This window comes from Arthrobacter sp. Soil763 (assembly GCF_001428365.1).
Taxonomy (GTDB): domain Bacteria; phylum Actinomycetota; class Actinomycetes; order Actinomycetales; family Micrococcaceae; genus Arthrobacter.
On record NZ_LMSH01000005.1, the window covers coordinates 93,430 to 104,881 of the forward strand.

At 68.7% G+C, this 11,452-nt stretch carries 10 protein-coding genes and 1 pseudogene; 7 read left to right on the forward strand and 4 right to left on the reverse strand.

The annotated features are described in order from the left end of the window. Positions 1 to 2: 2 nt before the first annotated feature. From ASG71_RS15520 to ASG71_RS15545, 6 genes are all read left to right on the forward strand, one after another. Complete coding sequence (locus ASG71_RS15520) at positions 3 to 3,014, forward strand: bifunctional [glutamine synthetase] adenylyltransferase/[glutamine synthetase]-adenylyl-L-tyrosine phosphorylase (protein ID WP_056740965.1); 3,012 nt, start codon at positions 3 to 5, stop codon at positions 3,012 to 3,014. A gap of 172 nt (positions 3,015 to 3,186) precedes the next feature. Continuing rightward, on the forward strand, positions 3,187 to 4,638 hold the full coding sequence (locus ASG71_RS15525; protein ID WP_056741001.1) for an amino acid ABC transporter substrate-binding protein/permease: 1,452 nt from the start codon (positions 3,187 to 3,189) through the stop codon (positions 4,636 to 4,638). After that, on the forward strand, positions 4,635 to 5,384 hold the full coding sequence (locus ASG71_RS15530; RefSeq protein ID WP_056740967.1) for an amino acid ABC transporter ATP-binding protein: 750 nt from the start codon (positions 4,635 to 4,637) through the stop codon (positions 5,382 to 5,384). The genes ASG71_RS15525 and ASG71_RS15530 overlap by 4 nt, the downstream gene beginning before the upstream one ends. Positions 5,385 to 5,452: 68 nt before the next feature. Next, positions 5,453 to 5,968, forward strand: coding sequence for a GNAT family N-acetyltransferase (locus tag ASG71_RS15535; RefSeq protein WP_056740969.1), 516 nt, complete (start codon positions 5,453 to 5,455; stop codon positions 5,966 to 5,968). Positions 5,969 to 6,020: 52 nt separating this feature from the next. Continuing rightward, on the forward strand, positions 6,021 to 6,245 hold the full coding sequence (locus tag ASG71_RS15540; protein ID WP_157366490.1) for a hypothetical protein: 225 nt from the start codon (positions 6,021 to 6,023) through the stop codon (positions 6,243 to 6,245). Between the two features lie 437 nt (positions 6,246 to 6,682). Then, on the forward strand, positions 6,683 to 7,303 hold the full coding sequence (locus ASG71_RS15545; RefSeq protein WP_056740973.1) for an HNH endonuclease family protein: 621 nt from the start codon (positions 6,683 to 6,685) through the stop codon (positions 7,301 to 7,303). Positions 7,304 to 7,390: 87 nt separating this feature from the next. On the opposite strand, the gene glnA is transcribed toward ASG71_RS15545, so the two are convergent. After that, positions 7,391 to 8,815, reverse strand: a complete 1,425-nt coding sequence (gene glnA, locus ASG71_RS15550) for a type I glutamate--ammonia ligase (RefSeq protein WP_056740975.1) — start codon at positions 8,813 to 8,815, stop codon at positions 7,391 to 7,393. Positions 8,816 to 9,108: 293 nt separating this feature from the next. Here glnA and ASG71_RS15555 point away from each other — a divergent pair, with 293 nt between their 5' ends. Next, the gene (locus ASG71_RS15555; protein WP_056740976.1) at positions 9,109 to 9,546 is read left to right on the forward strand and encodes an RDD family protein; all 438 of its coding nucleotides are present in this window, start codon (positions 9,109 to 9,111) and stop codon (positions 9,544 to 9,546) included. A 40-nt stretch (positions 9,547 to 9,586) separates the two neighbouring features. Here the strand turns inward: ASG71_RS15555 and ASG71_RS15560 are convergent, their stop codons facing one another. The 3 genes and pseudogenes from ASG71_RS15560 to ASG71_RS15570 all read right to left on the reverse strand — a co-directional run. After that, positions 9,587 to 9,946, reverse strand: coding sequence for a DUF3817 domain-containing protein (locus ASG71_RS15560; RefSeq protein ID WP_056740979.1), 360 nt, complete (start codon positions 9,944 to 9,946; stop codon positions 9,587 to 9,589). Between the two features lie 172 nt (positions 9,947 to 10,118). Beyond that, positions 10,119 to 10,880, reverse strand: a complete 762-nt coding sequence (locus ASG71_RS15565; RefSeq protein ID WP_056740980.1) for a DUF4191 domain-containing protein — start codon at positions 10,878 to 10,880, stop codon at positions 10,119 to 10,121. Positions 10,881 to 10,969: 89 nt separating this feature from the next. Continuing rightward, positions 10,970 to 11,452 (reverse strand): annotated as a pseudogene (locus ASG71_RS15570) (lipoyl synthase); the annotation flags it as partial.

The window sequence follows — 11,452 nt, forward strand, 5'->3', positions numbered from 1 at the left end:
CGGTGAGCCTGGCACGGCGCCTCATCGCCGCGGGTTTCAACGACCTGGAAAAGGGCGAGCGGTTCCTGGCCGCGCCCGAACTCGCCGGCCTGGACGAGGATGCCCTGTTCGCCGGTCTGGCCCTGGCCGCCAACCCGGACACGGCGCTGCAGTCCCTGGTCCGGCTGATCGAGAAGCACCCGGACCTGCGGAAGCTGGCCGCCGCCGACCCGGAGCGCAGCGAGCCGCTTTACCGCGTCCTGGGCGCGTCCGAGGCGCTCGGGGAGTTCCTCATCCGGCACCCCGAACACCTGGACGCCTTCGAGGTGACGGCCAGCCCGGAACCGCAACCGGCCGACGCCGCTGCGCTGCGCACCCGGCTGCTGCAGGCGGTCCGCGCCGATCCCCGGGCGGCCCGGCCGGTGGCGGCGCTGGCCGGGCAGGACGGCTATGCGGCCCTGCGCACCGCGTACCGGCGTGGCCTGGTGGAACTGGCGGTCAAGGACCTCTGCGCCGCCGATCCGCTCGATGCGATGCCGGCCGTCGGGGCCGAACTGGCCGACCTCGCCGGCGCCGCGATCGAGGCGGCCCTGGCCGTCTCCCGGGCCGAGGCGGCGGAGCAGTTCAGCGCCGCCGAGGTCGCCGACGTCGGGCTGGCCGTGATCGGGATGGGCAAGTGCGGTGCCCGCGAACTGAACTACATCTCCGACGTCGACGTCATCTACGTGATCGACCCCGGCGGCCTCGATGACGCCCGGGCGAACACCATCGGCACCGCCCTGGCCTCCGGGATTTCGCGGGCCATCATGTCCACCGCCCGCGAGCCCGGGCTCTGGGAGGTCGACGCCAACCTCCGCCCCGAGGGCAAGTCCGGGCCGCTCGTGCGCACCCTGGCCTCGCATGAGAGCTACTACGCCCGCTGGGCCGAGAGCTGGGAATTCCAGGCCCTGCTGAAGGCCCGCACCATCGCCGGTGACGCCGCCCTCGGCGCCCGCTACGAGGCCGCCGTCGGCCCGCTGATCTGGTCCTCCGCCGGTCGGGAGGGCTTCGTAGAATCCGTCCGGTCCATGCGCCGCCGGGTCACCGAACACATCCCGGCCGACGAGGAACAGCGGCAGCTCAAACTGGGCCGCGGGGGCCTGCGCGACGTGGAGTTCACCGTCCAGCTGCTGCAGCTGGTGCACGGCCGGTCCGACGAGAGCCTGCGCTGCCGGGACACCACCTCGGCGATCGCGGCGCTCTCCGCCGGCGGCTACATCGGCCGCGCCGACGCGAAGGAATTCGACCGCGACTACCGGTACCTGCGCCTGCTCGAACACCGGATCCAGCTGTTCCAGCTGCGCCGCACCCACCTCATGCCGGTCAAGGAAGCGTCGCTGCGCTCCCTCGCCAAAGCCGTGCTGGGGCCGTTTTCCACCGAACGCCCGCACCCCGACGCGCTGTTGTCGGCCTGGCGGAAGACGAAACGTTCCGTGCGCGAGCTCCACGAACGCATTTTCTACCGGCCGCTGCTGAACACCGCGGCGGCGCTGAGCAGCGAGGAGGCCCGGCTGACGCCCGAGGCCGCGCAGGGCCGGCTGGCCGCCCTCGGCTACCTCGACCCGCCAGGCGCCATGCGGCACATCGAGGCGCTGACCGCCGGCGTGAGCCGCCGCGCGGCGCTGCAGCGCCAGTTGCTGCCGATCCTGCTCGGCTGGCTCGCCGACGGCGTGGACCCCGACGCCGGGCTGCTGGCGTTCCGTCGGGTCAGCGAAGCGCTCGGCACGACGCACTGGTACCTCGGCCTGCTGCGGGATTCGACCGCGGCGGCCGAGCGGCTCTGCCACGTGCTGTCGAACTCGCGGCTGATCTCCGACCTGCTGGAAGTTTCGCCCGAATCCGTCGCCTGGCTCGGCTCGGATAAGGACCTGGTGCCGGTCGGCTTCGAGGCGCAGTGGCTGGAGATCACCTCGAAGATGTCCCGGCACTCGGACCCGGAGAGCGCCATGCGGCTGATCCGGCTGATCCGGCGGCGGGAGATCCTGCGGATCGCGATCGCCGACAGCGCCGGGCTGCTGGACCAGGATCAGGTCGGGGCGGCGCTGGCCGACACCGACCGCGCCGCCATGCTCGGCGCCCTCCGCGTGGCCGAGAACGTGGTCTCGGCGCGGGAGCCGCTCAAGACCCGGGTCCTGGTGGTCGCCATGGGGCGCCAGGGCGGCCGGGAGATCGGTTACGGCTCCGACGCGGACGTCATCTACGTCCACCGCGGCCTGCCCGGTGTCCCGGAAGACGAAGCCCAGGCGCAGGCGGCGCGCATCGTCGGGAAGCTCTCAAGCCTGCTGACCCAGCCGCTGAAGCCCGCCATCCTCGCCGAACGGGTCCTCGCGGTCGACGCGGACCTGCGGCCCGAGGGCAAAAACGGCCCGATGGTCCGCTCGCTCGAGTCCTACGCCGAGTACTACCGGCGCTGGTCCCTGATCTGGGAGGCCCAGGCGCTGCTGCGGGCCCGCCCGATGGCCGGCGACGATGAGCTCGCCGCGGACTTCATAGCGCTGATCGACCCCATCCGCTACCCGGAGTCGGTATCGGACCAGGACGTCCGCGAGGTCCGCCGGGTCAAGGCTCGGATGGAGGCCGAACGGCTGCCCCGCGGCGCGGACCCTGCCCGGCACCTGAAACTGGGCCGCGGCGGCCTCAGCGACGTCGAATGGCTCGCCCAGTTGCTGCAGCTGCGCCACGCCGGACGGCATCCGGAACTACGCACCACCTCCACCGTGGAGGCGCTTGAATCGGCCGGGGAGCTGGAACTGCTGGACGGCGGGGAAGTCGTGCTGCTGCTGCGGGCCTGGCGGCTCGCGAGCCGGATCCGATCGGCCAACGTCATCTGGACCGGCCGCGCCTCGGACCTGCTGCCGTCCTCGCGGCGGGACCTGGAGGCGGTGGCGCGCTGGTGCGGCTACGGCCACGGCAACGCCGCGGCACTGGAGGAGGACTACCTGCGGCTGAGCCGGCGGGCCCGGGCGGTCTTCGAGCGCGTCTTCTACGGCCAGTAGGCCGCCGGGGCCGACATTTATCCCGCCTCCGGATAAATGCGGGTAGCCTCGAGGGGTACTTCGCCGGCCATCGGTGCCGGCTGCCACACCACTTGAGGGGTTGTTTACCTTGCCCAGACTCCAGCAGGCCGGCGCCGCCCGGCCGCGGACGGCCACGGTCCTAGCAGCGTTGCTGGCCTTCGCCGCATTGCTTTTCGGAGCTACCGGCGCAGCCGCCGCCCCGGCGGACGTACGCCAGGCCGCCGAGGCGCCACAGCCGGCCGCCGCGGCGTCGAGCGTCTCCGGGAAAACATACGTCATCGGCACCGACACGACCTTCGCCCCGTTCGAGTTCCGGGATGCCGGCGGCGAGCTGACCGGCATCGACATGGACATCATCCGGCAGATCGCCAAGAACCAGGGTTTCTCCGTCGAGATCAAGTCGCTCGGCTTCAACGCGGCGCTGCAGGCGCTGTCCTCCAACCAGGTCGACGGCGTGATCGCCGGCATGTCCATCACCGAGCCGCGCAAGCAGATCTATGACTTCTCCGACCCGTACTTCGAGTCGGGCGTCCAGATGGCGGTCGCCAAGTCGAACACTGACGTCAAGGGCTACGAGGACCTCAAGGGCAAGACCGTCACGGCCAAGACCGGCAGTGAGGGCGAAACCTTCGCCAAGTCAATCGCCGGCAAGTACGGCTTCACGGTCAAGTCCCTGGACCAGTCCGCGACCATGTACGAACTCGTGAAGTCCGGCAACGCCGTCGCCGTTTTCGACGACTACCCGGTGCTGGCGTACGGCATCAGCCAGAACAACGGACTGAAGGCCGTCTCCGAGAAGGAAAAGGGCGGCTCCTACGGCTTCGCGGTCAACAAGGGCAAGAACCCCGAACTTCTCAAGGCGTTCAACACCGGCCTCGCGGACCTGAAGTCCAGCGGCGAGTACCAGAAGATCCTGGACAAGTACCTCAAGGACCCGTCACAGGCGGCGCAGTCCAGTTTCTGGGACCTGCTGGCCAACAGCTTCCCGGCCCTGATGAAGGGCCTGGGCAACACCGTCCTCGTGACCGCGATTTCCTTCGCCCTGGCCATGCTGATCGGCCTGCTCATGGGCTTCCTGAAGATCTCCACGTCCGTGCTGCTGCGCGGCATCGCCACCACCTTCGTCAACATCTTCCGCGGCACCCCGCTGCTGGTGTGGGCGTTCTTCTTCTACTTCGGCGTCCCGCAGCTGACCGGCCAGCCGATCGATATCTGGGTGGCAGGCGTGCTGACGCTGAGCCTCAATGCCGGCGCCTACATCACCGAGATCGTACGCGGCTCCATCCAGTCCGTGGACCCGGGCCAGCTTGAGGCCAGCCGCAGCCTGGGCCTGGGCTACGCCAAGTCCATGCAGAAGGTCGTGGTGCCGCAGGCGTTCAAGATCATGACCCCGTCCCTGATCAACCAGCTCATCATCATGCTCAAGGACAGCTCGCTGCTGCTGGCCATCGGCTTCGCCGAGCTGCTCTACCAGGGCCAGCAGATTTACGCCGGCAACTTCCGGATCACCGAAACGCTGCTGATCGTCGCGGTCCTGTACTTCGTCGTCATCATGCTCCTGACCAAGCTGGCCAACGTCGCGGATAAGAGGTTCAACAAATGAGCACGGCAACCACCGCACCGAGCAAAATCTCCGTCCGGGAGCTGAAGAAGTCCTTCGGCGCCAATGAGGTCCTCAAGGGCATCAACGCCGAAGTCGCCGAGGGGGAGGTGGTCTGTGTGATCGGCCCCTCGGGCTCGGGCAAGTCCACCTTCCTGCGGTGCCTGAACAAGCTCGAGGACATCACCGCCGGCCACGTCACGGTGGACGGCTTCGACGTGACCGATCCGAAGGTCGACATCAACGAAGTCCGTCGGCACATCGGCATGGTGTTCCAGCACTTCAACCTGTTCCCGCACATGTCAGTGATCGAGAACATCATGCTCGCGCCGGTCGAATTGAAGAAGCAGGGCAAGGCAGAAGCGCGCGCCAATGCCCTGAAACTGCTGGAACGGGTGGGTCTGGCCGAGAAGGCGGACGCCCGGCCGGCGTCGCTCTCCGGCGGCCAGAAGCAGCGCGTCGCGATCGCACGAGCCCTGGCGATGAACCCGGACATCATGCTCTTCGACGAGGCCACCTCCGCGCTGGACCCCGAAATGGTCGGCGAGGTGCTACAGGTGATCAAGGATCTGGCCCGCGAGGGCATGACGATGGTCCTGGTCACCCACGAGATGGGCTTCGCCCGCGAGGTGGCCGACCGGGTGCTGTTCATGGCCGACGGCGTCATCTGCGAACAGGGCGTCCCGGAGGAACTGTTCGGCAACCCGCAGCAGCAGCGTACCCAGGAGTTCCTCTCCAAGGTCCTCTAGCGGACCCGCCGGCGAGGCCCGGGCCCTCCGGCAGCGGAGCGGCCCGGGCCCCGGTTAGGCTTTTCCGTATGTCTGCACACGTCTGGCTGATCAGCCTCAGGGACCTCGACGGCGACGCCCGCGCCATCAAGCTGGGCGAGGCCGCCGGGCTGGAACTGGGCGAGGGACAGCAAAGGTTCGTCGGCGATCCGCTGCGGATGATGCTCCTGGGCCTGGAAGAGGACAGCCGCTTTCCCTACGTCCTGGACGCCGGCGGCAGCGCCGTCGGCGTCGCCACCCTGCAGGCCGGGGCCGCCCGCGCCGCCGGCTGGGCCGACGACGAATCGGCCTGGCTGCTCCGCGGCTTCCTGATCGACCGGCGCCACCAGGGCAGGGGGTTCGGCACCGCGGCGGCGGACGCCGCGGTTCGCGAGGCGGCCCGGCTGACGCTCCGGCAGGGCGGGGCCCAGCGCGGCGTTGTGCTGTCCGTCAACGAAGCCAACCCGGGCGGGCAGAAGGCGTACCGGAAGGCCGGCTTCGAGGACCGCGGCCAATACCTGGGCGGCGACGCCGGGCCGCAACGGATCATGTACCGGGCGTTCTGAAACCCGGGTCGTCCACGGGCGGCCTGAGGGCAGCGCGGATCAGCCGGGCATAGTGCCTGCCCTGGGAGTCATGGCCATCAAGGCGCTCCGCCAGTTCCTCCACCTGCTCCAGCCGGGCCCGCTGCTGCTCCACCAGGGCCAGAAGGTAGCGCCGGTCCCGGGCGGACCGGTCGGCCACCCCGCCGGCGAACTCCTGCTCGTCGGCCCGAAGTCTTTCCTCGACCGCGGCCAGCTCCGCGTCCCCGGCGGCTGCGCGGGGGACTGCCGCCGGGACTGACGGTGCGGTGGCTACCGGAGCTGATGTGGGACTGGCTGCCGGGGCCGCCGTCACGGCCGGCGGTTCCCCGAGGCCTCCGAGGCGGTCCAGGCGCGAATAGCCCGGCGCCGGGTCGTCGGCCACCAGATGCCGCTGGATAAAAGTCCGGAACCGGGACATTACCGCTCCTCAAGGAAGTTCCTAGGACCAAGCGTAGCCTCGAACCGGCAAAGCGGCGCGGCGCGAGGAACGTGGGGCGGCGGGCCGGTGCCGGATGTCCTCCTTTTGGTGTGCCAGAATGACCTTCGCGCCACGCACCGGCGCCACTTTCTGAGAGTCACTATTGGGGGAACATGAACGTCCAACCGCCCTTGCCTGCGCGAGCCCAGGCCCGGCCCCGGCCAAAGCTGCTTCCGCGGGGCCTCCGCGCCGGGAGTCGAGCAGGGGTAGCCGGGATCGTGCTCGGTCTGCTGCTGACCGGACTGGCCGTTCCCGCCGAGGCCGCCACGGTCTACCAGGCGCCCCTTCGCACCGCCGTGCGGGCGCTCCTCGTCGCCCCGGAGGTCAACACGGGCTACGACCGCGACCGGTACTTCGGCACCTGGAAGGACGCCAACCGCGACTGCCAGAACACCCGGCAGGAGGTCCTCATCCAGGAGGCCCGGGCCGCTCTGGCCTTCACCAGCCGCGGCTGCACGGTCAGCAGGGGCCGCTGGGTCACCCCATGGGACAACCGGGTCCACACCTCAGCCTCCACCGTGCAGATCGACCACACGGTACCCGTCCATGAGGCCTGGGGATCCGGAGCCCGCTACTGGTCGCAGGCCCGGCGGGTGGCGTACTACAACGACCTGAGCGACCCGCGGACGCTCAGCGCCCAGACCTCCGCGCTCAACTCCGCCAAGCAAGCCAAGGGACCGGAGGCCTGGATGCCGCCCGCCAACCGCTGCGCGTATATCGGCCAATGGGTGGCGGTGAAGATCCGCTGGGGACTGCGCGTGGACGCCGTTGAAAAGGCGGCGCTGGTGCGCCTCGCCAATTCCTGCCCGAACGTGACCATTCGCGTCAACCGGGCCTAGCGCCCAGGATATAAAAAGCCCGCCCGGGCCGCCGTGATTGGCGGCCCGGGCGGGCTTTTTTACTCCGGGGCCTTGCGGCCCGGACGGCTAGACGCCGTAGTAGAGCTCGAACTCGTAGGGGTTCGGGCGCAACGAGAGCGGACGGATCTCGTTCTCGTACTTGTACTCGATCCAGGTGTCGATCAGGTCCTGGGTGAAGACACCGCCGGCCTGCAGGAACTCGTTGTCCTCGGCCAGGGCTTCCAGGGCTTCCTCGAGGGTGCCCGGCGCCTTGGGGATGTCCTTGGCTTCCTCGGCGGGGAGCTCGTAGAGGTCCTTGTCGATCGGCGCGGGGGGCTCGATGCGGTTGCGGATGCCGTCGATGCCGGCCATCAGCTGGGCAGCGAACGCCAGGTACGGGTTGGAGGACGGGTCCGGTGCGCGGAACTCGATGCGCTTGGCCTTCGGGTTCGAACCGGTGATCGGGATACGGATACCGGCGGAGCGGTTGCCCTGCGAGTAGACCATGTTGACCGGGGCTTCGAAGCCCTTCACCAGGCGGCGGTAGGAGTTCACCGTCGGGTTGGTGAAGGCCAGGACGGCGGAGGCGTGCTTGAGCAGGCCGCCGATGTACCAGCGGGCGGTGTCGGACAGGCCGGCGTAGCCCTTTTCGTCGTAGAACAGCGGCTCGCCGCCGTTCCACAGCGACTGGTGGCAGTGCATGCCCGAACCGTTGTCACCGAAGACCGGCTTCGGCATGAAGGTGACGGACTTGCCCCAGGCGTCGGCGGTGTTCTTGATGACGTACTTGAACTTCTGCAGGTCATCGGCCGCGTGGGTCAGGGTGGTGAACTTGTAGTTGATTTCGGCCTGGCCGGCGGACCCGACCTCGTGGTGGCTGCGCTCGACCTCGAGGCCGGCCTCGTCCAGGGCCACGCACATGGCGTCGCGCAGGTCGGCCTGCTTGTCGGTCGGCGCGACCGGGAAGTAGCCGCCCTTGACGGGGGTCTTGTAGCCGAGGTTGCCGCCCTCTTCCTTGCGGCCGGTGTTCCAGTGTGCTTCCTCGGAGTCGATCTTGTAAAAGCTGCCCTGCGGGGAGGACTCGTACTGGATGTTGTCGAAGACGAAGAACTCGGCCTCGGGGGCGAAGAACGCGGTGTCGGCGATGCCGGTGGAGGCCAGGTAGGCCTCGGCCTTCTCGGCCACGCCGCGGGGGTCGCGGTGGTACGGGTCGCCGGTGCGCGGGTTGACGATGGAGAAGTTCAGCGCGAGGGTCTTCTCGATGCGGAAGGTGTCGACGAACGCGGTCGTGACATCCGGGATGAGCTGCATGTCCGACTCGGCGATGCCCTGGAAGCCGCGGATCGACGAGCCGTCGAAGAGCTGGCCGTTGACGAAGAAGTCAGCGTCGACGCTCTTGGCCGGAACATTGAAGTGCTGCTGGACGCCGGGCAGGTCGGTGAAGCGGATATCAACGAATTTGATGTCTTCGTCTTTGATGAACTTGAGGACTTCGTCCGCAGTCTTGAACATCTATGCTCCTTACGCATATGAAAGATCTGGCCGTCAGGCCGTGAGGTCCAGCGCAGCCGGGCGGATGGAACGCAGTGCGTCCCCGCCAACGGTGCTGCCGGCAACTGTTACCACCCTAGGGACGCGGGATTTCCCGACGGTGTCCGCTTTGTTTCGGGCAGGTTACAGAATGCGCTGACGTGTTAACGCTAGTCGCTGTCCACACTGTGGCCTATCCGTGTCCGCTCAGTGGCTAGTAATTGTCCGGATCGTGAACACGTTCGGGGTGGGCGTGAAGCGGATAGGCTTGGAGGGTGGTTGATCGCAAAGACATAGGCTCCTGGCTCAGCGGACCGGACACCTCCGGCATTTCCAAGTACCCGGGGGAGCGGCTGGGCCTGCCCGAATCCGGCCGGGGTTCCATCGCCCGCGCCGGACGCCGGATCCTTGCGATCTGCATCGACTGGGGCATCGCGCTGTTGATCAGCAACTTCGCCTTCGGCGGCGATTCCTGGGCCACCCTGGCGGTTTTCGCCATCGAGCAGGCCCTCCTGGTCGGCACGCTGGGCTACAGCATCGGCCACCGGATCATGGGCATCCACGTCATCCGGCTGGGCGGCGGCCCCGCAGGGCCGCTCGCCGGCCTGGTCCGCAGCGTGCTGCTTTGCCTGGTGATCCCCGCCGTTATTTTCGATCCGGACCACCGCGGCCTGCACGACAAGGCGATGAATACCGTCCTCGTCCGGATGTAGCCGACGCGGCGCGTGCCTGTCGGGCGCGGCCGCAGGGAGCCTAGACTTCCGCTGGCTCCTGGACCCGCGCCGCGGCCGGGCCGGTGGCGGCCGCAAGGTAGCCGCGCCGTCCGGCCCAGCGCTCGAACCACACCGTGGCAAAAGGCAGCACCGCAGCGAGCCCGGCGAACAGGGCGACCCGGAACGGCCAGCGCTGCAGCCGCCACACGGCGAGGGCTGCCAGCCCGTAGCCGATGAAGAAAGCCCCGTGGACCGGTCCGGCGAGTTCAACGCCCACCTCGGTGGTCCGCAGCACCCACTTGAGGAACATCCCCACCAGCAGCGCCGCCCAGCTGAAGGCTTCGGCGACGGCGAGGATCCGGAAAATCCGGATGACGGTGGTCTTCGAGGGCAGTCTCATGGGGCAGTCTCCGGGATCGTGTCGGGGTGAGGGCCGCGCCGGGGCGCCGGGCGCGGACCGGGTGGTGAAGCGGCGCGGGGAAGCAGCGGGATAAAAACGGACCGCCCCGGCGGCCGGCGGGTGCCGGTATCCGGGGCGGATCCAAAAGCGTGGCTGGAACGAAACGTCCGGGTCAGCGCCCGCGGGCCGCCTTGCGGTCCGGGCGGGCCTTGTACGGGTCGACGCCCTTCGGGATCGGCAGGCGGTTGCCGAGCGAGGAGATGCGCTTGGAAACGGTGCTGACCTCGATCTTGGTCAGTTCGTTCTTCATCTTGCCCATCTTGCGTGCCACCTGGCTGATCGGGACCTGGCCCTCGCCGCGGCCGCTCTCGATCACGTGGATCGTGACGTTCGGCAGGATGCGCGCGAGGCGCTTGCGTTCGCCGTCGATCAGCGGCTTGACCCGGTGGCTCGGGCCCTCGCTGACCAGCACGACGCCCGGACGTCCGACGGCGCGGAAGACGGCGTCCTGCGTGCGCGGGTTCACGGCGACCGGCTGGTCCTCGGTGATCCAGCCGCGGCGGAGCGTGCCCAGCGCGGCACCCGAGGCGCCCGGCTGGTTCTCGATCTGGGCGAAGGCCGCACGTTCGGCGCGGCGGGACAGGATCAGGGTGGCGGCGAGGATGCCCAGCGGGATGCCGATGATCAGGCCGGTGATCCAGTTGTCCAGCAGGAAGCCGACCGCGAAGCTGACGGCGACGACGCCGAGGAAGGCCAGCAGCATGAGCCACGGAACCATCGGATCGTGGCGGCGGGTCATCTCGAAGACTTCCCTGATCTGCTTCAGCCGGCTCGGCTTCTTCACCTTTGCAGCCTTGGGCTTGCGGGAGAAGAGGCCACGCTTCGGCTCACCGGCTGAAGGAGTGGACGTGCTGGAGTCAGGGAAATTCGCCATAGTGCCTTAATTCTACGTGATGCACGGCTCAGGGCCGGACGCCGGATTGCTCCGGCGCCGGCCCTGGGCGGCAAGCTGGTGGTGGGGGTTTAGGAGTGTGCGGCGAGCAGTGAGCTGGCTTCCTGCCGGGTGCTGCCGGAGGATTCGATGTGGGCGAGTTCGGCGGGGATTTCCCAGCCTTTTTTGCGCATGGCGGTGGCCCAGAGCCGGCCGGCGCGGTACGAGGAACGCACGAGGGGCCCGGACATGACGCCGAGGAAGCCGATCTCGTCCGCTTCCTGCTGGAGGTCCACGAATTCCTGCGGCTTGACCCAGCGGTCCACGGGGAGGTGGCGTTCGGAGGGGCGCAGGTACTGGGTGATGGTGATCAGGTCGCAGCCGGCTTCGTGCAGGTCGCGGAGGGCCTCGGAGATCTCTTCGCGGGTTTCGCCCATGCCGAGGATGAGGTTGGATTTGGTGACCATGCCGAGGTTGCGGCCCTGGGTGATGACGTCCAGGGAGCGTTCGTAGCGGAACGCGGGGCGGATGCGTTTGAAGATCCGGGGGACGGTCTCGACGTTGTGGGCGAAGAC

Excerpts from the sequence above, each read along its gene's own strand:
- ASG71_RS15530 (WP_056740967.1), top strand. The coding sequence starts at position 4,635 with ATGAGCACGGCAACCACCGCACCGAGCAAAATCTCCGTCCGGGAGCTG.
- ASG71_RS15535 (WP_056740969.1), top strand. The coding sequence starts at position 5,453 with ATGTCTGCACACGTCTGGCTGATCAGCCTCAGGGACCTCGACGGCGAC.
- glnA (WP_056740975.1), bottom strand. The coding sequence starts at position 8,815 with ATGTTCAAGACTGCGGACGAAGTCCTCAAGTTCATCAAAGACGAAGAC.
- ASG71_RS15560 (WP_056740979.1), bottom strand. The coding sequence starts at position 9,946 with ATGAGACTGCCCTCGAAGACCACCGTCATCCGGATTTTCCGGATCCTC.
- ASG71_RS15565 (WP_056740980.1), bottom strand. The coding sequence starts at position 10,880 with ATGGCGAATTTCCCTGACTCCAGCACGTCCACTCCTTCAGCCGGTGAG.